This is a genomic window from Streptomyces sp. CAU 1734, assembly GCF_039888735.1.
GTDB lineage: Bacteria > Actinomycetota > Actinomycetes > Streptomycetales > Streptomycetaceae > Streptomyces.
Window position 1 is genome coordinate 311,269 of record NZ_JBDQQP010000002.1, and the last position, 21,680, is coordinate 332,948.

The window sequence follows — 21,680 nt, forward strand, 5'->3', positions numbered from 1 at the left end:
CCGCCCCCCACCCGAACACCACAGGGAGTTCACATGTCCGCCGTCTACGCGCGTCACCCCCGTCCCTCCCTCCGCATGCGCCGGGTACGCCGCGCCGCGGCCGTCCTCGCCGTCACCGGCACACTCGCCGCCGGCGGTCTGCTGGCCGGCGCCCCGGCCGCGGTGGCCGCGCCGCCCACCCCCGTCAGCGCCGCCACCGCCAAGATCTACCTCGACCAGCTCACCGTGCGCGCCGAGGGCTCCTCCAGCGGCTACAGCCGCGATCTCTTCCCGCACTGGAGCACGCAGTACGGCGCCTGCAACACCCGGGAGGTCGTCCTCAAGCGGGACGGCGTCAATGTGGTCCAGAACAGCAGCTGCGCGGCGACCAGCGGCAGTTGGTACTCCGCCTACGAGGGCGCGACCTGGACCGCGGCCTCCGATGTGGACATCGACCATGTCATCCCGCTCGCCGAGGCATGGCGTTCCGGCGCCAACAGCTGGACCACGGCCACCCGGAAGACGTTCGCCAACGATCTGGCCCGCCCGCAACTGATCGCCGTCACCGACAACGTCAACCAGGCCAAGGGCGACAAGGACCCGGCGAAATGGCTGCCGGCGCGGACCTCCTACCGCTGCACCTACGCCCGGATGTGGGTCCAGGTGAAGCACCACTACGGCCTGGCCCTGGACAGCGCCGAGAAGAGCGCCCTCCGCACCCTGCTCAACGCCTGCTGATCCACCGGCGGGAGCCGCCGCCGGTCGCCCCGTCCGGTTCCGCACCGTACGCCCCGTCCCGTACCGGCCACGCCGCCGAACGGCACGGGAAACACGGTGCGGAAACGGTTCCCCAGCCGCCGTCGTTCCGTACCGTACGGGGCGACGGAGGAGGACGACTCATGGCGACCACGGCCGGGCTGTGTCTGGGACCACTGCTGCGGTATGTCGACTGGGAGGCCGGCCGCGAGGCCACCGTCTGGGTCGAGACCGACCGGGCGTGCACGGCCGAGGTGCGGTGCGCGGACGGCGCGGGCGGCACCGCCCGCGCCTTCCGTGTCGCCGGGCACCACTACGCCCTGGTGACCGTGGCCGGACTGACCCCGGGCACGACGACGGAGTACGAGGTGCTGCTCGACGGGGAGCGGGTCTGGCCGCCGCCCGGTTCCGCCTTCCCGCCCTCCGTCATCTCCTCACCCGCCGTGCCGTCGGCCGGCGTCACCGTCTCCTTCGGCTCCTGCCGCTGGGCCGCCAAACCGGCGGGCGAACACGACCCGGTGGGCCCGGACGCGCTCGACACCCTCGCGGTCCGGCTGGCCGCCGACCCCTCCGCCGTCCGGCCCGATGTCCTGCTCCTCCTCGGCGATCAGGTCTACGCGGACGAGGTCTCGAAGGAGACCCGGGCCTGGCTCGCCGAGCGCCGCGATCTGACCGAGCCGCCGGGCGCGGAGGTGGCCGACTACGAGGAGTACACCCGGCTCTACGACGAGTCCTGGCTCGATCCCGAGGTGCGCTGGCTGCTCTCCACCGTCCCCAGTCTGATGATCTTCGATGATCACGACCTGATCGACGACTGGAACACCAGCGCCGCCTGGCTGGCCGAGGTGCGCGCCCTGCCGTGGTGGCGGGAGCGGGTGGTGAGCGGGCTGATGTCGTACTGGGTCTATCAGCATCTGGGCAATCTCTCCCCCGCCGAACTGGCCGCGGACGAGGTGTTCACGGCCGTCCGGTCGGCCGGCGGAGACGGCGCCGACTCCGCCGGGAGCGCCGACGGAACCGGGGTACTGCGCGCCTTCGCCGAGCGCGCGGACGCGGATCCGGCGGCGGTGCGCTGGAGTTACCGCCGCGATCTGGGCCGCACCCGGCTGCTGATGGTCGACACCCGGGCCGCCCGGGTGCTCGGCGAGGAGCACCGGGCCATGCTCGACCCGGGCGAGGCCCGCTGGCTGCGGGAGCAGGCGCTGGACCGGCGGGAGGACGTCGACCATCTCCTCATCGGCACCTCGCTGCCCTGGCTGCTGCCGCTCCTGGTCCACGACGCGGAGAGCTGGGACGCCGCCCTCTGCCGGGGCGAGCGCGGAGCCCGCTGGGCACGCCTCGGCGAGAAGGTGCGGCGCGCGGCCGACCTGGAGCACTGGGCCGCCTTCCCCGCCTCCTTCGAGGAACTGACCGCGCTGATCGCCGAGACCGGCGGCGGGCCGGAGGCGCCGGCGACCATCTGCGTACTCTCCGGCGATGTGCACCACGCCTATGTCGCCGAGCCCGACTGGCGGGGCGCGGCCGGCCCCGCCGCCCGGGTGCTCCAGCTCACCTGCTCCCCGGTGCACAACTCCATTCCGCGCATGATCCAGCTCGGCTTCCACTTCGGCTGGAGCCGGATCGGCCGGCGGATGGGCCATCTGCTGGCCCGCCACGGCCGTACGGGAAGGCCGTCCGTGCACTGGGAGCGCACGGGCGGGCCGTGGTTCGGCAATCAGCTGATGACGCTGACACTGCGCGGACGGTCGGCCCGGCTGCGGCTGGAGCAGGCCCGGGCCGCGGCGGACGGCGGGACCGGCGGCGCCCAGCTGGTGACCGCCGACGAGCGGTGGCTGGCCGGGGAGGAGTGACGGCCGCCGGTCCGGGGGCGGAACAGCGGCAAAAGACCACAACTCCACTGCCCCGGGAGTGAATCGGACGGATTCCGGACGAGTTCCCGACACCGATATGAGATTCGGATGAGAAACGCCCCCAGCGGGAATGTTGAACTTGCAAGTAATGGTGAGGGTTCCCTAACTTGGAGGTGTTCGATTCCATAGACCCCCACCTCTGGAGTCCCCCCATGTCCCAGAACTCCCTGTCCGGAAAGCTGAACCGGTCCCAGCCCTATGCGCTCGGCCTCTTCCGCATCGTCGTCGGCCTGCTCTTCGCCTGTCATGGAGCGGCGTCGCTCTTCGGCGTCCTCGGCGGCGCGCACGGCGGCGGCACCGTCGAAACGGGCAGTTGGCCCGGGTGGTACGCGGCGGTGATCCAGCTGGTCGGCGGCGGACTGGTGATGCTCGGCTTCGGCACCCGCAGCGCCGCCTTCATCGCCTCCGGTTCCATGGCGTACGCGTACTTCGTGGAGCACCAGGCCGACGGGCTCTTCCCGCTGGAGAACAGCGGAGAGTCCGCGGCGATCTTCTGCTGGGCCTTCCTGCTGCTGGTCTTCACCGGACCCGGCGCGCTCTCGCTGGAGAAGGTGTTCGCACCGCGCGGCGCGCGCGGCGGCGCCGCGCCGGAGGGCGCGAAGGAGCGCGAGCCGGCTGCGGCCTCCGCCTGAGCGCCCCCTCCCCGGCCGCTTCCCCCGGCCTCTCCCGCCGGCCGCCTTTCCCGGCCGCGCACCTGTGGCGGGGCCGGTGGAACACTCCGGCCCCGCCCCTTCTCCCCCACGCGCCCGGACCCTCGCACGAGGGTCCGGGCGCGCTGCGCGAGCCCCCGCAGAGACCGCGTCCCGGCACCGCCGATCACGGAAATTCCCCAGCTCACACCCACCCTCGGACGTAAAGTGATGATCACAACATCGGCGACCCCCGGGTGATCTGAGGGCAAACGTCCGGCGTACGCTGTACAGCTGTCACTGCCGCCACAACCGACCACCTCCAGCGTCGCGGCAAGTCCACGAAACGGGGAGAGGCACGTGCTTGAGAGTCTGGGGCCGCTGACCGGCAGCCCTTGGATCTACGCGGTTGTGGCCATCTCCGTACTCCTCGATGTCTTCCTGCCCGTACTGCCGAGCGGTGTCCTGGTGATCACGGCGGCGACCGCTGCGGCGGCCGGTTCGACCACGGTCGGCACGGTGGCCGGCGCGGCCGGACAGGTCCCCCGGGAAGTCCCCTCGCTGCTGGTACTGGTGCTCTGCGCGGCCACCGCGTCCGTCCTGGGCGATCTGGTGGCCTACCGGCTGGCCCGGCGCGGCGGCCGGCGTTTCGACCGGGCCATCGCCAAGTCCCGGCGGCTGACCAGCGCACAGGACCGGCTGGGCACGGCGCTCAACCGCGGCGGCGGCATCCTGGTGGTGATCGCCAGATTCGCTCCGGCGGGCCGCTCGGTGGTCTCCCTGGGCGCGGGCGCCGCGCACCGCAAGGTGAAGGAATTCCTGCCCTGGTCCGCGGTGGCGGGCGTCGCCTGGGCCGGCTACAGCGTGGGCCTCGGCTACTTCGGCGGGCAGTGGCTGGGCGCGAGCTGGTTCGGCGCGGCCGTCTCCGTCATGGCGCTCTTCGGCGCCGGGGCACTCGCGGCCTATGTGATGCGGCGCCGCCCGGTCCCCGCGCCGGAAGCCGCGTAACCGCACGGCTCACCCCCGGTCCGGCGCCGATCACGCGGTGATGGGCCCGGGATCAGCGGTGTGCGCGCCGGATGAGCGATGTACGCGGGCGGGCGCTGCCTACGGAACCCGTTTGGGCACCCCGCGGATCTCCAGACCGTCCAGAAGTCTGCGGGTCGCCTCGGTGATCTCGTCGACGGCCCGCTCGAACACCTCACGGTTGTGCTCGGCCGGCGCCCGGAATCCGGACACCTTGCGGACGTACTGCAACGCGGCGGCCCGGATGTCGTCCTCGGTCGCCTGCTCGGGCAGTACCGGCGGGCGGAGAGTCTTGATACTGCGGCACATGATTCCAGTGTGCCCCCGGCGCTCAGACGATGGTGCGGAAATCCGCGGCCGGGGCGGTGCCGGCATCGTCCGCCATGGTCAGTGAGACCGGAATCGACCGCTCATCGCCCGGATCGGCCGGATCGAACCAGACGGTCACCGGGTCCCCGGCCCGCGGCGGCGCGGTCCGGTCGAAGTCGGCGAGCTTGGTGACCCAGCGGTCCACCCCCGCGTGGTCGGTGAATCTCACGACGAACCGGACGCACGGCCGGTTCCGGATCTCGATCCCGGTCTCCTCGGCACCGGTGACCACGCCCCGGGTCCGGTGACCGGTCGCGATCACCGTGCGGATCCGTTCCGCCCGCCGCCCGCGCAGCCGCGCGAGCCGCAGTGAGACACCGGCCCGCAGCACGGCGAGGACCACCAGCACCGCGGGCACCCAGTACCGCGCGGTCCAGGCGATCCACGCCCCGGCGCCCCACTCCCCGGCCGCCGTCCCGGCGGCGTCGGTGAAGACCCCGGGGGCGGGCGGCTCCACCCAGAACTCCCGGGCGCCGAACAGAAACCCCGCCGCCGCGCCGAGACCGGCGACGGCGGAGAGGACGGCCGGTCCGGGGCGCACCGCGCCGCCGGCGAGCGGCGTGATGAACACGGCGAGGAAGACGGCCCAGAGAAGCCCCGGAAGGTCATTGGCAGGCCGGGTGTCATCGGTGAGATAGAGATCGCCGAGAGGGAAGACCGCCATATCGGCGAGGCCCAGCCCGAAGAGGATCCAGACGCCGGCGAAGAGCGGCAGTCCCACCGCGGCGCCGATGCGGGACGGGCCCCTTCCGCGCCCGGCCGCGGCTCCGCGTGGCCGTTCGGCGGCCGGATCGACCGTGCTCATGGACCCCCCGGGGACGAACCGCTGCCGGACGCCCCGAACTCTAGGGAGTGGCGCGGCCGGGCGACAGCCCCGCGGCGGGTCCCGAGGAGCCTGGCGAGATCCCGGCGGGAGGTGGCAGTTCCGCCACTGTGCCCGTACCGGCCCGCTCACTACCGTGAACGGACGATCTCCCATCGCACCCCTCACCCGGTTCCCGCAGCGGACCGGTGCTCCGCCACGGAACGGAAACGCCCATGCCTGTCCGGAATCCCCGGCCCCACTCCCCCGCCGCCCCCGCCCCCCGGCTCCGCGCCCCGCGCCCCGCGGCCGGACGGGAGCGGATCCGGTGAACAAGATCTTCCTCATCCTCCATGTCCTGGCCGCGATCCTGGCGGTCGGCCCGGTCGCGGTGGCGGCCAGCATCTTCCCCAGAGCCCTGCGCCACGCCCGTGCCCATCCCGGCGACGCGGGCGCGCTGTCGGCGCTGCGCACGCTGCACCGCATCTGCCGGGTGTACGCCGGGGTCGGCATCAGCGTCCCGGTACTGGGGCTGGCCACGGCGCTCGGCCTCGGAGTGCTGGGCAGCGCCTGGCTGATCGCCTCGATGATCCTGACGGTGATCGCGGCGGCGGTGCTCTGGGTCCTCGTGCTCCCGGAGCAGGAGAGCGCCCTGGCCGCCGCCGAGACCCCCGGCTCCGGCTCCGAATCGGTTCCGGAGTCCGGGTCGGGCGCGCGGGCCGGTGCCCGGCTCGCGATGCTGACCGGGGTCTTCAACCTCCTCTGGGCGACGGTCACCATCCTGATGATCATCCGTCCCGGGTCCACCACCAGCGTCTGAAACGGCGGCCGGCCAATTCAGGACCGAACCCGACTGCCGGTGGGGTCGGTTGGCCTTCCCGTCGCCTTGGTCACCAGCACGACGGGTGCCCCTGCCGGGAGAGGACATCCGCCCATGCCCACCGCGCCGGCCCCGGCGACGAGGGGCTCGTCCTCCTCGGCCCCCGGAGCCCGTCGGGAGGTCGGGACGCGCCGCCGGACGACGGCTCCACACCGATCGCCCGCCGGGACGAGGCCCGGAATCGGATCGAGGTGACGGCCGTCCGGCTCGGCGCGAAGGCTTCCTGAGGCCGGACCGCCCGACCGTACGGCACCGGGCCGTCGTACCGGTCGCCGGCGCCCGCGCGCGGTCCCGTGCGCCCGGGCGCCGGGGATGCTTCCTTGTGCGCCCGGCCGCCGCACTGCTGCCATGGCCGCACTGGTCGGCGCCGCTGTCGGAGGGGTCCGGTGGAGAATCTGAAGGTCACCGCTTGGAAGCTGGACGGGCACGACCGGCTCTATGTGGATCTCCCGGACGGTACGCCGGTGGGCTGGGCGGACCGCAGAACCGGCGAGTTGACCCTGGCCGGCCCCGGCTACCGGGACGCGGTGCTCGACGCGCTCGCCCGGCACACCCCCACCGCCCGGCGGCTGTCAGCGGTTCCCCCACGGCCCCGCCGCGCCCTGCCGCCGCTGACCCCGGAGAACGATCTGAGCACCCGCCGCCCGGGTGCGGCGGCCCGCGCCGGTCTCCCCGCGTACGGCCCCGGCCCGCTGAAACGCCTCCTCGGCGGGCTGCCGCGCCGGCGCACCCCCGCGGAGACCTGGCGCCGGGCCCTGGCGGCCGAGCGGCGGGTGGGCTCCGAGCTGAACCGGCTGGGCCGGCACGGCTGGTATGTGCTGCACGCGGTGCCACTGCCGCGCGAGGCGGACATCGACCATCTGCTGATCGGCCCGGGCGGGGTGTTCTGTATCGGCACCGAACACCACGAGGGCGGATCGGTACGGGTCGACAACGACTCGCTGACGGTCGACGGCGGCCCGCCGCAGCCCTGTCCGACCAGGATCCGGGCCGGGGCCCACCGCGTCGAGAAGGTCCTGACCCGCTACTGCGGCTTCACGGTCCCGGTCCAGCCGGTGCTGGTCCTCACGGGTGTCACCGGCCTCACCGTGCCGCCGGCCGGACTGGAGTTACGCGTCTACCGCGAGCGCGAGGTGGCGGCTCTGGGACCGCTCGCGGGCGCCCTCACCGGCGCCCGGGCCGACCTGGTGCACAGCGTGGCGCGGGACCGCCGCACCTGGCTGAACGCCTGACCGCACGCGCCGGGTTGCCCCGCCCCCAGCACCGTCCGACTCGCCGGGTGACACGGCACGGAGTGCCGCGCCGCGCACGGACTCCCAGTAGTCTGCGGCCCGAGATGACCGACTTCGCCGACGAAGCCCGCTCCCGCACCGCGCGCCTGCTCCGCATGGCGAACACCGACGACCACCGGCTGCGCGCCCGCATCGCCGAGTACGCCGCCACCACCCCCGACCCTCCGCTGATGGGCCCCCGGGGCATCCACACCAAGGGCTGCGCCCGCTGCCGCCGCACCATGTGGTTACAGCGCGAGCTCTGGATCTGCTCCTCCTGCGGGGCGATGGAGGACGAATAGCCCGCGCCGTACCGGCGTTACCGCGCGAGAGTCAGCGCACCGTGTCGCCGCGCTCCCGCGCCGCTCGTCCCGCCGCGGCCGTGTTCCGTGCGTGGGCCTCGCGCCGCAGCCGGCGCTCATGATCCGCCACCTGCCGCTCCGGAGGAGCGCCGAAGTGAGCGGCGATCAGGCGCCCGGTGCCGCGATCCACCATCACCGGGGCGTTTCCCCCGGGTCGGTGTCATCGTCCGATCATGACATCCGCCGCCGGCCGGCCGGACCCGCTCCCGTACGGGCGGAGCTCATTCCCCGGCCGGTGCGAGTGCCACCCGTCTCCCGGCCCCGGGCTCGCCGTCCCCGTCGTCGCCGACGACGGCGTAGGTCCCGGCGGGAACTCCGGGCAGCCCGGCCACTCGTGAGGCCAGCGCCAGGAGATCCTCCTCGCCGGCGCCGGTGACGGAGAAGACATAGTGGTCCCCGTCCTCCTCGCCGTCGTCGAAGACCTCAGCGCCGCCCCGGATCTCCACGTCGGTCAGGAAGTTCCCGACCTCGTCGATCCAGGGAAACGGGTAGGCGCCGTCCGGCAGACCCGGGGTCGGCAGCAACGGCACATGAATCTCCACAACCATGATCGCCACGGCACCATCCTGCCCTGCCGCCGGCCGATCACCGGGTCCGGCCCCGGAACAGCCGGCTAGAGGAGCCACTTCCCGTCACGCAGCAGAGTTCTCCCGGGCATCTCGGCCACCGTCCCCCACGCCTGGAGCAGTTGCGGAACGACCCGGTAGAACAGATAGGCCGGATGATCCCGCCGGGGATCCCAGCCGTCCTTGGCCGCGAAGGCGTCGCCCACCCCGTCCGGCAGCTCCTCGCGGGGCACCGCACGGGCGGTTCCGTGGACGAGGACCACGTCACGGGTGTGCCCGAAGGAGAGCCGGACCCGGCCCGACGCGGACAGATTGCGCCCGGTCGGATTGGTGCGGCGGGTGGCCAGCCACACCGCCTCGCCGTCCCAGCAGAAGGTGAGCGGCACGAGGCACGGCTCGCCGTCGGCATCCGCCGTGGCGACCCACACATCGATGTCCCGCGCGAGCCGTTCCAGGGCCTGGCGCTTGCGCTCCCCGGGGCTGCGGGGTCCACTGCGGCGGGCGTCAACTTCGGTCATGAGGGGAGACTATGGCGCGCCGCGTTCGATCACATCCGGCGGCGGGACCAGGTCCCGGGACGTAGGACCGCCCCGGCACCGGAAACGGCCGAAGCCTCGCGAAGCCCCGGCGGATCCCGGAGCGGCCGGCTGCTGCCCGGAGCGGCGAAACGCCCCGGACCCTACTCGGTCCGAGGCGTTTTCCCTGGTCACACTGGTGGGCGCGGACGGTTTCGAACCGCCGACATCCGCTTTGTAAGAGCGGCGCTCTACCCCTGAGCTACGCACCCGTGGATGAGTGAACAGCGTACATGGCACCCGGGGCCCTCCCGCAAACCCGTTCCCCTCCGGGCGTGGGCCCGGATACGGGGCCTGTCGCGGAGCCGATCGCGGGTCGTGGCGCGGGCCCGGCCGGGGGTCCGGTCGGGGGTCCGGTTCCGGATCCGGCCGGTGTCCGGTTGCGGGGGCTAACCCCACCATGAACAGGGTGGGCGGCAGGATCGTGACGCCGGGCCCGGATTCCTAGTGTGAGTGCTCACAGCGCCACTCCACAGGGGGAAAAATCGTGACCAGCCCGGCCACCGTGATCCGCAGTCGTCCGCTCCGCGCGCTCGCGGTGCTGAGCGGCGGAGGAATACTCGTCGCCGCGCTCGCCGGATGCGGTGACACCAATGTGGACGAGGCGCCCGTCGAGCGGAAGTCGTTCGCGCTCTCCGGGAAGACCCTCGTCATCGACAGCGACGACTCCGATCTGAGCGTCGTCCAGGCCGATGTGGCGGATGTGCGGGTCAGCCGGCAGGTCGACGGCTGGGTGTTCGGCGGCAGCGGGCCGGAGAAGGTCTGGAAGCTGAAGGGGGACACACTCACGCTGCGGATGAAGTGCTCGGCCATCGCGAGTGACTGCCGGGGCCGGCACACCGTGAAGGTGCCCCTGGGCACCGCCGTGAGTGTGCGCAGCGACAACGGCGGCGTCACGGCGGAGGGGCTCAGCGGGTCGGTGCGCGTCGCGTCGGACAACGGCGATGTGACCGTGCGCGACACCACCGGGCCGCTGGAGCTGCGGACCACCAATGGAAAGGTGTCGACGGAGAATGTCGCCGCGGAGCGCCTGAGTGCCGTGTCGGACAACGGGAACGTCCATATCGGGGTCAGCGCGGGGAAGGTGCCCGACCGGATCAGCGCCGTCAGCGACAACGGCGAGGTCCGGATCACGCTGCCGCGCGCCGAGGGACCGTACGCCGTCACGGCGCGGAGCGGGAACGGGTCCGCCGATGTGGACGTGCCCACCGACCGGGAGAGTTCCCGGGTGGTGGAGGCCCGCAGCGACAACGGGAATGTCCGGGTCCGCGCCGCGGAGTAGCCGGGGCGGCCCACACCGGCCGGACGGCCGCGAACCATTGGACCCGTGTGTTCGTCATTACCAGGTGCGAGAATGAACCGGGTACGGCGACGCAGCACGGGAGAGGGATGTGACGGCGACACGCACGCGGCCGCGGCCGAGAGCGACAGCGAGTGCCGTCCGGGATGTCCTGGGGCTGATGCTGCTGCCTCTTCCGCTGGTTCTCGGCTCGCTCGCCGGGACCTTCGCCGGCGGCGGGACCCGCCGCTGGTTCGGCGGGCGCGGGGAGAGCAGACGGGCCGACGCGCAGGCCGCCAAGGACGCCGCCGCCGCTGCCTTCTACGAGCTGGACAGCGCCCAGCGGGATCTGCGGATCTCGATGGAGACGATCACCGCCGTGGACAGTTCCCCGCAGGCGGCCCGGGCCGTGGAGGGGTTCGCCGCTCTCGGGCGGCGGATCGACGAGGTCAGCCATGAGTACATCGGCGCGGTCGACGCGCACGATCTGGACCGGGACGATCTCGAACCCTCCGTCGCCTCCCGGGCGCGCGAGGAGCTGAACCGCGCCAGGGACGAGCTGGTACGGGTGAAGGGCGAGCTGGACCGGTTCGCGCAGGGGCTCGGCCCGCTGCTCGACAAGGCGGAGACCCAGCTCGCCCGGCTGGCCCCGGCGGTGGAGCGGGCCCGGGCCGCGCTGCTCTCCGCGAGCAACGCGCTCGACGCGGTGCGCGGCTCCGGCATGCGGGCGGATGACCTGGCCGCCCGGCTCGCGGCCCTCGCGCCCGAGCTGACCATGCTGAACCAGGGCGCCGGACGGCACGGAGTCGCCGAGACCCTGCACCGCGCCGATCATGTGCTGCGGGAGGCAGAGGCCGTACGGGCCGAGGCCGAGCAGCTGCCCGAGCGGGCCGCCGAGATGGACAAGCGGCTGGTGTCGCTGCGCACCCGGGCACAGGCGCTCACCACCCGGGCCGACTCGGTCGAGCCGGTCCTCAGCGAGCTGCGCCGGCGGTTCTCCGCCGCCTGCTGGCAGGATCTCCAGCCCGTGCCCCAGCAGGCCGCGCTCGGTGTCCGGCAGGCCGAGGAGAAGCTGCGGGAGGCGTCCCGGGCCCGGGACGAGCAGCGGTGGCCGGATGCGATTGCCCTGCTCGGCACCGTGCGCGCCCTGCTGAACAGCACCGATGAGGCGGTGTCGGCGGCGGCCGACCGGCTTCGGCGGCTCAATGCCGTCGCCGCGGATCCCCGGCCGGAGATCGACCGGACGCGTTTCGCGGTGCGCGACGCGCAGCGGCTCGCCATGGCGGGACGGCACACCCCCGACCAGCGCCACGCACGGCCGCTGGACGACGCGGTGGCCCGCCTGGACCGGGCGGTCGCGGGCCTGGAGGGGCGGCACCCCGACTACTGGCACTTCCTCACCGAGACCGAGGCCGTGCGGCGCGCCGCCGCGCGGGTGGTCGAGCTGATCCGCGAGGAGCGCGGCGCCGGAGCGGGCTGACCCCGGCCGCACACCCGGACCGCCCGCACATCCGGACGGACCTCGCACCCGGAACGGCCACACACCCGGGCTGACGTCGCACCCGGACCGCCCGCACATCCGGACGGACCTCGCACCCGGACCGCCCGCCCGCTCGGGACCGCCCGTGCACCCCGGCACACCCGGCGCCCGGCGGCCCCGCCACCCGGCCGGGAGGCCCGTAGGGACAACACCGCCCTTCCCGGCTCGTCTTGGGCAACCTTTCGGCCGGATCGCGGGTCGAGTTGGTGTGGCGCGAGCGCGGGACGCGAGCGCCCCCAGTCGGCCCGTGCGGGCCCATGCCGGCCCATGAGGAGTGCTCCATGAGAACAGCCAGAGCCCATCGCGGCCTCGGAGTCGCCGCCGCGCTCGCGGTCATCGGCTCGCTCGCCGTACCGGTCGCGTCCGCCGTGCCCGCCGCGGGCCGGGACACGCTCGCGGGCCCGAGCACCCTCACCGACCGGGACACGGCCGCCGCCCGGGAGACACCCGCCGGGCGCGCCTCGCCCGGCAAGGGCGATGTCCGGGACGACTTCAACCGGGACGGATACGAGGATCTCGCCGTCTCCGCCGCCGGCAGCGATGTCCCGGGCAACCGGGGATCCGGCTCGGTCGCGGTGGTGTACGGCTCCGCCGCCGGTCTCGGCGCGGCGAAGCGGAAGCAGCTCATCCATCAGGGTGTGCCGGGCATCGTGGGCGCTCCCGAGCGCGGCGACGGTTTCGGCGGCCGGCTCGCCTCCGCCGACCTCGACCGGGACGGATACACGGATCTGCTCGTGGCCACCCTCGACGAGGCGACCACCGCGGGCGCGCAGACCGGTTCGGTGACAGCGGTCTGGGGCGGTCCCCGGGGCCTGGCGGGCTCCGCCGTGCTGCTGACCGGTTCGCGGGCGTACGCCCGGGCCGGCTCGTATCTGGTGACCGGGGACTTCGACGGCGACGGCGACCATGATGTCGCCGCCGCGGAGGGCGATGACGCACCGGTCGTCCGCGTACTGTCCGGCCCCTTCGAGCGGGACGGCCGGGCCGCCGGGAAGGCGAGTCTGACCGAGCCGGCGGGGCACGGGCTCCTCGACCTGGCGAGCGGGGATGTGAACGGCGACGGGCGGACCGATCTCGTCGCCCAGCGCTACCGGCAGACCGGCTGGGCGGACCGGCACACCGTCGTCTGGCGGGGCACGCCCGGGGGCCCCGCCGCGTCCGAGCCGGTGCGGTACGCGGACGGGCGGATCCTTCCCGGCGGCGATTTCCTCGATGTGGGCGATGTGAACGGCGACGGCTACGGGGACGTCGTCACCGGCCGCACCACCGAGGACCAGCCGACCGCCGGTCCGGTCCTGCCGGTCGCGGGCGGCATGATCGCCTTTGTGCCGGGATCACCCTCCGGTCCGGTGGCGGAGCGCGCCGTCTTCCTCAACCAGGACAGCCCCGGTGTCCCCGGCACCCCGGGCCTCGGAGGGGTCGGCCCCATCACCGACCAGTTCGGCCGGGGCGTGGCGATCGGCGACCTCAACGGCGACGGTTACGGGGACATCGCGGCCGGTGTGCCGGCGAAGTTCGTCAACGGCTTCCGGTTCGCCGGTGCGGTGGTCGTCCTGTACGGCACCCGGAACGGCCCGACGGGGCGCGGGGCGAAGTGGTTCGACCAGAACAGCCCGAAGGTGCCCGGCACGGCCGAGAAGGGCGACTGGTTCGGCTGGGCGAACAGAATGATCGACGGCGACCGGGACGGCCGGGACGAGCTGGCGGTGAGCGCCATCGGGGAGGACTTCCGCCGCGGCGCGGTCTGGATCTTCGCATCCACCTCCTCCGGGGTCACCGCCACCGGTTCGCGTGCCCTCGGGGCGAAGACCCTGGGCACCGGCGGGATCGAGACGCGTCCCGGCGAGTACTTCACCCGCTGAACCGGCCCGGAGCGCGCCACCGGGCCCGGAGCACGACGCCACCGGGCCCGGACCACACCAGCGGACCCGCGCCACGACGCCACCCGGCCCGGACCACGACTCGACCCGGCCCGAACACGCCAACGGCCCGCCGGCCCGGACGCGGCCCGGCCGGGAAGGCCCTCGCGGGAGGGTCCGGCCCCCGGGGGACCGCGTAGCCTTGGGCCATGCCTCGATACGACTTCCGCTGCCGCAGCTGCGGCGACACCTTCGAAGTGAGCCGGCCGATGTCCCAGTCGTCCGAGCCCGCCAGTTGCCCCGCGGGGCATGAGGACACCGTCAGGCTCCTCTCGACCGTCGCCGTCGGCGGTACGCAGTCGTCGTCGGCGCCCGCGCCGAGCTCCGGCGGGGGCGGGGGGTGCTGTGGTGGCGGCTGCTGCGGCTGATCGCCTCCCCTCCCGTACCCGCCGGGCCCCGAGAGCCCCACGGGTACCCCTTCAGACTCCCTTCAGCTGCGGTTTTCTACCTTTGAGCATATGGACCCCATGATCGTTAGCACTGCCGCGGGCGTCGAGAGCAGCGCCCCGGGCTGGATCAACAGCCTGATGGACACCCTCGGCGCGCCGGGGGCCGGTATCGCCATCGCCCTGGAGAATCTCTTCCCGCCCCTCCCGAGCGAGGTGATCCTGCCTCTGGCGGGGTTCGCGGCGAGCACCGGTCAGATGAATCTGATCGCCGCGCTGGTGTGGACCACCGCCGGATCCGTGATCGGCGCCCTGGCGCTGTACGGCATCGGCGCGCTCTTCGGCCGCGACCGCATCATCGCCATCGCCACCAAGCTGCCCCTGGTCAAGGTGGCCGACATCGAGAAGACCGAGGCGTGGTTCGCCAAGCACGGGACCAAGGCGGTGTTCTTCGGGCGGATGATCCCGATCTTCCGCTCACTGATCTCCGTACCGGCCGGGGTGGAGCGGATGCCGCTGCCGGTCTTCATCGGCCTGACCACCCTGGGCAGCGCCATCTGGAACACGATCTTCGTACTCGCCGGGTATCTGCTCGGGGAGAACTGGGAGAGCGTGACCGGCTATGTCTCCGCCTACTCCAAGGTGGTACTGGTACTGGCCGTGCTGGGTGTGCTCGCCTTCGTGGCCATGCGGCTGCTGAAGCCGGGCCCCGGGGCCCGGCGCAAGTAGCACCGGGGGCGGTACGGAACCGGCTCCACCGGTCCCGTACCGCCCCCGCTCGTCCCGTCCCGGAACAGATCGCCCCGGACAGCCCCGGACCACGCCGGACAGCCCCGGACCGGACAGCCCGGATCCCCCGCCTCAGGCGAGGAAACGGCGCAGGATCTCCTCCCCCGCCACGACTCCGCGTTCCGCCAGCGCCTCCACCCGGGGGGCGTCCCAGCCGCTGTCGGCCAGTTCGCCGTGGCCCGGGCGCCAGCCCCGGTCCGCCGCCAGCAGCAGATCGGCGTCGAGCAGGGAGTCCCCGGCCGCCAGGATCCGCTCCGCGCCGGTCCGGCGCGCCACCTCCCGCACCGCCGCGCTCTTGGTCAGCGGCTCCGGCACCGCGTACACCTTGCGGCCCTGCATCGAGACGCCCCAGCCGCGCTCGGCGGCCCATCCGGTGAACTCCTTCAGCCAGCTCCCGGGCAGCAGCTCGCGTTCGACCACGAGGTAGGCGAAGAGATCCTCGGCGGTGCGCCGCTTCAGCGTCCACGCCGGGTCGGCCCCGGTCTCCAGGTGGTCGCGGATCTCGGCGAGCGGCGCGCAGCCGTCGTCGAGCCGGGCGGCCACCGCGCGCCGCCACTCCGGGTCGGAGACGCCATTGACCAGGATGTGCCCGCCATTGGCGCAGATCGCGTACTCCGGTACGGGGCCGGGGAGGCGGATCCGCCCGTACTGCTCACGGGTGCGGGTGGTGGCCGGGACGAACACCGTCTCGGCGGCCAGCCTCGGCAGCAGCCCGGCCGCCGTCTCCGTGACGAAGGAGAGCGGCTTGCCCTGGTACACCTCCACACAGAGCAGCCGGGGGGCCTCCGCGTCGGGTGCCGTGAGCATCAGGGCGCCGGCGGAGTAGATCAGCGTACGGTCGAGATCGCTGGCGACCAGGGTCGCCGGGCGCGCGGGGGTCGCGGAGCTCACAGCGCGGTCACCGCCGTGCCGCCGGCGCCGGTGGCGCCCCGGGTGTAGCGGGGGTGGATCAGCCCGACACAGCTGTACGGGAGCTCCCCCACCTCCTCGACGGGGACCCCGCGCTGTTCGGCCAGGAGCCGGACATGGTCGAGATCGGAGCCGGCGCCGGTACGGGCCAGGATCTTCCAGGGCACGCGGCGCAGCAGGACCCGGGTGGTCTCGCCGACCCCCGGCTTGACCAGGTTCATGTCGTGGATGCCGTACTCCTCGCTGATCCGCTCGACGGCCGCCCAGCCCTCCCAGGTGGGGGTGCGGTCCGCCGCGAGGAGCTCCTTGGCCTCGGCGTCCACCGCGGCGGTCACCTCGTCGAAGCGGGCGGCGACCGTGTCGAGGAAGGCTCCGGAGACATCGCCGGCCGCGAGCTCCCGGTAGTACTTCGCGCCGTGATAGTCGTCGGGGCCGACCAGATCGGCGCGGAGGACGGTGCGCGAGATCAGCCCGGAGACGGTGGAGTTGAGGCAGGCGGAGGGGATCAGGAAGTCGTCCCGGGTGCCATAGGTGCGGACACAGCCGCCCGGGTCGGCGAGGACCGCGATCTCCGGGTGGAAGCCCTCGAATTCGGTGAGCGCGGCGGAGAGTTCGCGGGTGATCGCGCCCTTGCCCGTCCAGCCGTCCACGAAGACCACGTCGGCGGGGTCGTGATGGTCGCGCAGCCAGCGCAGGGCGTTGGCGTCGATGCCCCGGCCGCGGACGATGGAGACGGCGTAGTGCGGCAGGTCCAGGCCGTGCCGGTGCCGGGCCCAGCGCCGCATCAGTACACCCACGGGGGTGCCGGCCCTGGCCAGCGAGACGAGCACCGGGCGCGGGGAGCGCTCGGCGAGCACGAGCTCGGTGACGGTGCCGACCGCGCGGGCCATCCGGGCCGCGGAGAGCTCCAGGGCGCCCTGGTAGAGGCGCTGGTAGTCGGCGCTGGGCTGGTACTCCACCGGCAGCGACTCGGCGTAGTGCGCGCCGCCGCTCTGGATGGCCTCCTCGCGCTCCTCCGTCGGTGCCTCCAGCTCGACCGCCGAGAGATCCTGGAGCAGCCACCCGACCTCTTGGGGCGCGTAGGAGGAGAAGGCGGGACCGCGGAGGGGTTCGGGCAGCATGGAGTCCTTTTCCGGTGGGCCGGAGGCGGCCGGTGCGGGTATGTGGCCGGGTACGACCGCCAGCAGCAGGTGCGGGGTGTGGGCGGCGAGCCGGGAGAGCAGGCCGCCGGGGGCGTGCAGGGCGGGGGTGTCGGCGGCCGAGTCCACGACGGCGAAGATGGCGTCGAAGCCCGCTCCGGCGACGTTGTAGGCGTACCGCTCGCCGGGGCCGTCGGCGGGGTCGTCATGGGCGGGGAAGACCAGCCGGGTGCGTATCGCGTAGCCGGGGTCGTCCACGGCGAGGACGGGCGAGCGGGTGGTGGTGGAGTACCGCACCTCGGCGCCGGTCAGCCGCTCCAGGGCGGTGCCGAGGCGCAGCGGCGCGTACATCAGCTCCTCGAAGCCGAGGACCAGCACCCGGGGGCGGGCCGGGAGGTCCGGGTGATCGCCCAGGCCCTCGGCCATCCGGCGCGCCATGGCGGGCAGCGCCGCCTCCAGCCGCTCCCGGTGTGCGGGGAGGAAGCCGTGTCTGCCGCCGTCGGGTACGCCCTCGGGCCACTCCAGCTCCACCCGCCGGACGGTGTACGGAGCGGGCTCCGGCGCCGGGGCGGCGGTGTTCTCGTGCGCGGCGACCAGCGCGCGGCCCTTCTCCAGCACCCCCTCCGGGAGGCTGACCGTGCCCGATGCCATGGTCACCAGATCCACCCGGGCGCCGATCTCGCGGGCGAGGGCGGCCAGCCGGCCCTGGTCGGCGGCCGAGCGGAGATCGACCAGCGCCACGATCACATAGCGTTCGCGCGGATGGCTCCGGTGCAGCTCACGGATGGTGTTCAGCACGGTGTTGCCGGTGGAGAACTCGTCGTCCACCAGGATCATCGGGCCCGGCCGGGACAGCAGCCGGGGATCCTCGGGGAGCAGCAGATGCGAGGTGGCGTGGGAGTGGGACTCCTCGAAGCCGCCCGCGCGGGCCACCCCCGGCACCGGGCGGCGGGTGGAGTGGAGATACGGCGCGAGCGCCACCCCGTCGGCGACCGAGTGGCCGAGGCCGGTGGCCGTCTCCGCGTAGCCGAGGACGACGGCCCGGGCGGTCTCCTCGTCGCCGAGCAGCGCCCGGACCCGCTCACCGAGCCGCCGGCCGGCCCCGTACACCACGGCGGGCGACTGCGGCACATGCTTGCCCAGCACATTGGAGACCAGCAGATGGGCCCGCTTGGGATTGCGGCGCAGGGCGAGGCCCAGCAGGGAAGGCAGCCGCTCGTCCCCTTCGAGCCCGACTCCCAGCCGTTCGGCGACCCATGTTCCCGACCACACCACAGTCTCTGTCTCTTCTCTCTCGATCCGCCGGGGCCCCGGGGTGCGGGCCCCGGTCTCCGGGCTGAATGCACGGGCCGGAGGTCACCGGCCGCGGGCCGCTTTCACCGGCCGTGTCCGCGGGGCCGTCTCCGAAGGGCCGTTCCGCCGGCCGTCTCCGAAGGGCCGCGGACACGGCCGTCACATCTCCGGAAGGGCGGCCGTGAGCAGCTCCGCGAATCCGACGTCCTCCCTGGCCACCCCGAACGCCTCGGCCCGCAGCAGGGTGCGTTCGGCCCAGGCTCGGTGGGGTTTCACCTCGTTCATCTTGTTGGTGTACGCGGAGCGCATCACACCGCCGCCGCCGCGCTCGGGGCGCAGGATGTCCTGCGCGTCGCTGTACTCCTCGTGGCTGACCACGGAGAGCGCGTGGACGGGCGCCACATGGGTGGGGTGGATACAGGTCTTGCCGGTCAGGCCATTGGCCCGGTCCAGCTCTATCTCGCGCAGAAGGCCGTCCAGGTCGTCCTCGATGAGCGCGGTGCGCAGCTCCTCGGCGCGGACCTCCAGGAAGGGGCTGCGGCGGAGCTGGGGTTTGAACATGCGCTCCTGGAGCCGGAAGTACTCCCAGACCGGTCCGGTGACCGTGTAGCCGGTGCCGTCGGCCCGGCCGAGGACATTGACCACGTCCGCGATGACGGAGGCGACGATCTTGACGTCGTACGCCGTCATGTCGGGCGAGCGGCGCAGCCCGTAGGCGGAGCAGAAATCGGTGACGCCGAGCCGGAGCGCGAGAACGCGGTCGCGGTATTTGTCGACGGTGCGGGCGATTCCGGCGAGGGTTTCGGTGCGGCTCTCCAGATAGAGCAGTCCGGGGGTTTCCAGTACGGGCATGGCGAAAAGGCGCCGGCCGGTGGTGGTCTCCGCCGCGGTGAGCGCTTCGAGAAAGAGGATTCCGCGTTCCTCGGTGAATTTCGGGAGGACGAATCCGGAGAGATGGCGGACGGTGGAGCCGAGCCGCCGGGCGAGATCGGGGATCTGCGCGGGCTCCCGGACCCGGACGAAGAGCAGCGGGAGCGGCCCGCCGGCCGCGTCGAGGTCGGCGAACTGCCGGACCAGATTCTCCTCGGCGGAGGGAACCTCGGAGTCGTCGATGGAGTCCTCGAGGCAGAGGACCATGGAGACCACACCCGCGGCGGCCTGCTTGCGCACATCGTCGGCGAGGCGCGGCCTGGTGGCGGGGCTGTAGAGGGTGGCCCCGAGCGCGGCCGCGAGCGTACGGGCCGGGGAGTCGGCGGTGAATTCGCTCGGCTCCCGGTGGAACAGACGCTCGCGGACAACCGGGGAAAGCTGCCCGAAATGTCGCATGTGATTCCCCCGTGCTGTTAAGTGGCCCGCCTGACTGACATGGCCGGTAATAGTACGTACGAACGTATCTCCACGGTTCCCCTCACCCGTGAACTCCAGGTAACCACTTGCGTCACATCTTCGCCCCCGCCAGGAGACATGGCTGGTGGGGCGGTGTGCGAACCGAGCGGCCGGGCGGCACACCGGTGTGACGAAGGTGACTCTGCGTACACCCGGTCCGCTGCGGCGAACGGGTGCGCGCCCCGCTCGGCCCGCCGGGGCGGGGTGCGCCCGGAATGCCGCCCGCGTTGTCCGGGCGGGCCGGGAGAAGGCAGGATGACCGCCATGACGCACGCGATGCTGAAGGGTTCGAACGTCCCGCTCGACGCCACGGCGGTCCGTGCCGTACTGCGCTGGACCCCGGGTCCCGGCCTCCCCGACGTGGACGCCTCGGCGCTGCTGCTCGGCGCGGACGCCCGGGTGCGCTCGGATGAGGACTTTGTCTTCTACAACCAGCCGCGCCATCCGTCGGGCCTGGTCAGAAGATTGTCGAAGAAGCGGGTGGCGGAGCATCTGACCGACACGGTCGAGGCCGATCTCGCCGCGCTCGACCCCTCCGTCGACCAGGTGGTGATCGCCGCCTCCTCCGACGGGGACACCTTCCGCCGGGTGCGCGATCTGCGGATCATGATCCATGACGCGTCCGTGCCCGACGGGGAGCCGCTGGCGGTCTTCGACGTGGAGGCGGAGACCGGCGAGGAGACCGCGATCATCTGCGGCGAGCTGTACCGGCGCGGCGACGGCTGGAAATTCCGCGCCGTGGGCCAGGGGTATCCGACCGGGCTGGTCGGACTCGCCACCGAATTCGGCATCTCGGTCGACGAGACCGAGCCGGCGGCCGGCCCCGCCGCGGCCACCGAGGCCGTGGTGCCGCCGCCCGCCGGGCCGGCCGCGCGGCCCTCGTACGGATATCCGCAGCCGGAGTCGGGCCGGTCGGATTACGGCTATCCGCAGCCCGCCGCGGGACAGGCACCGCAGGGGTACGGCTATCCGCAGCCGGTCTCGGCCGTCGTACCCGACCCGGACTTCCGGCTGCCGCCGATGGGCCCGCAGTTCGTACGCCCCTGAGCCGCGCGCCCCGCTCCCGCGGGTGCCGGAGCCGCGCGCGCGGCGGCGGGGCGCTACACCTTGCTCTTGTAACCGCGGCCCCACTGGAGGCCCCAGCCGTAGAGTCGGTCGAGCTCCGCCTGGAAGCCGTGGACGAATTTCACCTCGCGGCGCACGAGCAGCTCGCCCTTGACGTTCTCCATGGAGAAGACCGCGCAGGAGCGCGCCTGCGGGGCATGCTCGTCCAGCTCGATCTCGACCCGGGGACCGCTGCTCGGGTAGAGCGTCACCAGGGCGTGGGTGCGGTCGAAGGCCGGGGTCTGGTCGTAGATGTAGACGAAGAACAGCAGCCTTTTGATCTCGGCGTGGTGGTCGAGATTGACATAGATCGTCTCGCCCGAGCCCGAGCCGAACCGGTCGTCGCCGCTGAGCTTCACATAGGGCGTCTCATTGGTGGAGCCGAGGAATCCGCCGAGCGCCTGCACCACGCCCTTGCTGCCGTCGGCGAGTTCGTAGAGGCAGCCGAGGTCCAGGTCGACATTGACCACGCCCTGGGTGTGCGCCTGGACCATCTCGGGCTTGAAGAGCTTGAAGGGGTGCCTGAGCAGCTGACCGCCCTGGCGGCGCCCGCCGACATCGGCCGGCCGCATCCGCCAGGAGAGATTGACCCGCAGATGGCCGGTGGTCGCCCCTTGTTTGGAGAGTGACACCAGAGGCCGGCGCTTCGTCAGCGAGATGGAGTTCGTCGCGGAACCGCCCGAGTCGAACTGCGCCGTCCTGCCTTGCCACAGGTTGTCCCAGAAAGCCATGTCCCGCCCCCATCCAGATCTTCCGGCCCCGCCTTCGCGGGACCGCCACCGCCCCGCTCAGAAGCGTTCCGCAATACCCG

22 protein-coding genes and 1 tRNA gene are annotated in these 21,680 nt (G+C 73.0%); 13 read left to right on the top strand and 10 right to left on the bottom strand.

The window, feature by feature from the left end; genetic code table 11:
* Positions 1-75 precede the first annotated feature (75 nt).
* The 4 genes from AAFN69_RS05090 (at position 76) to AAFN69_RS05105 (ending at position 4,282) form a co-directional block, all read left to right on the top strand.
* Positions 76-717: an HNH endonuclease family protein gene (locus AAFN69_RS05090; protein WP_347727274.1), complete on the top strand. Its 642-nt coding sequence runs from the start codon at positions 76-78 to the stop codon at positions 715-717.
* Positions 718-878: 161 nt separating this feature from the next.
* Positions 879-2,585, top strand: coding sequence for an alkaline phosphatase D family protein (locus tag AAFN69_RS05095; RefSeq protein ID WP_347727055.1), 1,707 nt, complete (start codon positions 879-881; stop codon positions 2,583-2,585).
* Positions 2,586-2,812: 227 nt separating this feature from the next.
* Complete coding sequence (locus AAFN69_RS05100) at positions 2,813-3,277, top strand: DoxX family protein (RefSeq protein ID WP_347727275.1); 465 nt, start codon at positions 2,813-2,815, stop codon at positions 3,275-3,277.
* Between the two features lie 357 nt (positions 3,278-3,634).
* Positions 3,635-4,282 carry a VTT domain-containing protein gene (locus tag AAFN69_RS05105; RefSeq protein ID WP_347727056.1) on the top strand — a complete coding sequence of 216 codons (648 nt, stop codon included), beginning with the start codon at positions 3,635-3,637 and terminating at the stop codon, positions 4,280-4,282.
* 99 nt (positions 4,283-4,381) lie between these two features.
* On the opposite strand, the gene AAFN69_RS05110 is transcribed toward AAFN69_RS05105, so the two are convergent.
* Positions 4,382-4,609, bottom strand: a complete 228-nt coding sequence (locus AAFN69_RS05110) for a DUF2277 domain-containing protein (protein ID WP_347727057.1) — start codon at positions 4,607-4,609, stop codon at positions 4,382-4,384.
* 22 nt (positions 4,610-4,631) lie between these two features.
* Positions 4,632-5,474, bottom strand: coding sequence for a DUF3592 domain-containing protein (locus AAFN69_RS05115; protein WP_347727058.1), 843 nt, complete (start codon positions 5,472-5,474; stop codon positions 4,632-4,634).
* A 325-nt stretch (positions 5,475-5,799) separates the two neighbouring features.
* Between AAFN69_RS05115 and AAFN69_RS05120 the strand changes: the two genes are divergently transcribed.
* The 3 genes from AAFN69_RS05120 to AAFN69_RS05130 all read left to right on the top strand — a co-directional run bounded on the left by AAFN69_RS05120 (position 5,800) and on the right by AAFN69_RS05130 (position 7,924).
* On the top strand, positions 5,800-6,291 hold the full coding sequence (locus tag AAFN69_RS05120; protein WP_347727059.1) for a DUF2269 family protein: 492 nt from the start codon (positions 5,800-5,802) through the stop codon (positions 6,289-6,291).
* Positions 6,292-6,737: 446 nt separating this feature from the next.
* On the top strand, positions 6,738-7,583 hold the full coding sequence (locus AAFN69_RS05125; protein WP_347727060.1) for a nuclease-related domain-containing protein: 846 nt from the start codon (positions 6,738-6,740) through the stop codon (positions 7,581-7,583).
* 104 nt (positions 7,584-7,687) lie between these two features.
* On the top strand, positions 7,688-7,924 hold the full coding sequence (locus AAFN69_RS05130) for a hypothetical protein (RefSeq protein ID WP_347727061.1): 237 nt from the start codon (positions 7,688-7,690) through the stop codon (positions 7,922-7,924).
* A 31-nt stretch (positions 7,925-7,955) separates the two neighbouring features.
* Here AAFN69_RS05130 and AAFN69_RS05135 read toward each other — a convergent pair whose 3' ends face one another.
* The 4 genes from AAFN69_RS05135 to AAFN69_RS05150 all read right to left on the bottom strand — a co-directional run bounded on the left by AAFN69_RS05135 (position 7,956) and on the right by AAFN69_RS05150 (position 9,337).
* On the bottom strand, positions 7,956-8,117 hold the full coding sequence (locus tag AAFN69_RS05135) for a hypothetical protein (RefSeq protein WP_347727062.1): 162 nt from the start codon (positions 8,115-8,117) through the stop codon (positions 7,956-7,958).
* Between the two features lie 88 nt (positions 8,118-8,205).
* On the bottom strand, positions 8,206-8,532 hold the full coding sequence (locus AAFN69_RS05140) for a hypothetical protein (RefSeq protein WP_347727276.1): 327 nt from the start codon (positions 8,530-8,532) through the stop codon (positions 8,206-8,208).
* Positions 8,533-8,597: 65 nt separating this feature from the next.
* Positions 8,598-9,068, bottom strand: coding sequence for a pyridoxamine 5'-phosphate oxidase family protein (locus AAFN69_RS05145; protein WP_347727063.1), 471 nt, complete (start codon positions 9,066-9,068; stop codon positions 8,598-8,600).
* Positions 9,069-9,262: 194 nt separating this feature from the next.
* Positions 9,263-9,337, bottom strand: a tRNA-Val gene (locus AAFN69_RS05150).
* A gap of 275 nt (positions 9,338-9,612) precedes the next feature.
* Between AAFN69_RS05150 and AAFN69_RS05155 the strand changes: the two genes are divergently transcribed.
* The 5 genes from AAFN69_RS05155 to AAFN69_RS05175 all read left to right on the top strand — a co-directional run bounded on the left by AAFN69_RS05155 (position 9,613) and on the right by AAFN69_RS05175 (position 14,978).
* Positions 9,613-10,407, top strand: a complete 795-nt coding sequence (locus AAFN69_RS05155; protein ID WP_347727064.1) for a DUF4097 family beta strand repeat-containing protein — start codon at positions 9,613-9,615, stop codon at positions 10,405-10,407.
* A 109-nt stretch (positions 10,408-10,516) separates the two neighbouring features.
* Entirely contained in the window at positions 10,517-11,884 is a 1,368-nt protein-coding gene (locus AAFN69_RS05160; protein ID WP_347727065.1) for a hypothetical protein, read from the top strand.
* Between the two features lie 341 nt (positions 11,885-12,225).
* Complete coding sequence (locus tag AAFN69_RS05165) at positions 12,226-13,806, top strand: integrin alpha (RefSeq protein WP_347727066.1); 1,581 nt, start codon at positions 12,226-12,228, stop codon at positions 13,804-13,806.
* A 206-nt stretch (positions 13,807-14,012) separates the two neighbouring features.
* The gene (locus tag AAFN69_RS05170) at positions 14,013-14,231 is read left to right on the top strand and encodes a zinc ribbon domain-containing protein (RefSeq protein ID WP_347727067.1); all 219 of its coding nucleotides are present in this window, start codon (positions 14,013-14,015) and stop codon (positions 14,229-14,231) included.
* Between the two features lie 99 nt (positions 14,232-14,330).
* Entirely contained in the window at positions 14,331-14,978 is a 648-nt protein-coding gene (locus tag AAFN69_RS05175; protein WP_347727068.1) for a DedA family protein, read from the top strand.
* A 132-nt stretch (positions 14,979-15,110) separates the two neighbouring features.
* On the opposite strand, the gene AAFN69_RS05180 is transcribed toward AAFN69_RS05175, so the two are convergent.
* The 3 genes from AAFN69_RS05180 to AAFN69_RS05190 all read right to left on the bottom strand — a co-directional run bounded on the left by AAFN69_RS05180 (position 15,111) and on the right by AAFN69_RS05190 (position 19,705).
* On the bottom strand, positions 15,111-15,845 hold the full coding sequence (locus AAFN69_RS05180; RefSeq protein ID WP_347727277.1) for an HAD family hydrolase: 735 nt from the start codon (positions 15,843-15,845) through the stop codon (positions 15,111-15,113).
* Positions 15,846-15,925: 80 nt separating this feature from the next.
* A complete protein-coding gene (locus AAFN69_RS05185) occupies positions 15,926-18,361 on the bottom strand; it encodes a phosphoribosyltransferase (protein WP_347727069.1) in 2,436 nt (811 codons plus the stop codon).
* 177 nt (positions 18,362-18,538) lie between these two features.
* Positions 18,539-19,705 carry an HpcH/HpaI aldolase/citrate lyase family protein gene (locus AAFN69_RS05190; protein ID WP_347727070.1) on the bottom strand — a complete coding sequence of 389 codons (1,167 nt, stop codon included), beginning with the start codon at positions 19,703-19,705 and terminating at the stop codon, positions 18,539-18,541.
* 324 nt (positions 19,706-20,029) lie between these two features.
* On the opposite strand from AAFN69_RS05190, the gene AAFN69_RS05195 reads away from it, so the two are divergent.
* Positions 20,030-20,812 (top strand): TerD family protein, encoded by a 783-nt coding sequence (locus AAFN69_RS05195; protein ID WP_347727278.1) that lies wholly within the window; start codon positions 20,030-20,032, stop codon positions 20,810-20,812.
* Positions 20,813-20,865: 53 nt separating this feature from the next.
* Here the strand turns inward: AAFN69_RS05195 and AAFN69_RS05200 are convergent, their stop codons facing one another.
* Positions 20,866-21,600 (bottom strand): Tellurium resistance, encoded by a 735-nt coding sequence (locus AAFN69_RS05200; protein WP_347727071.1) that lies wholly within the window; start codon positions 21,598-21,600, stop codon positions 20,866-20,868.
* Between the last annotated feature and the right edge of the window lie 80 nt (positions 21,601-21,680).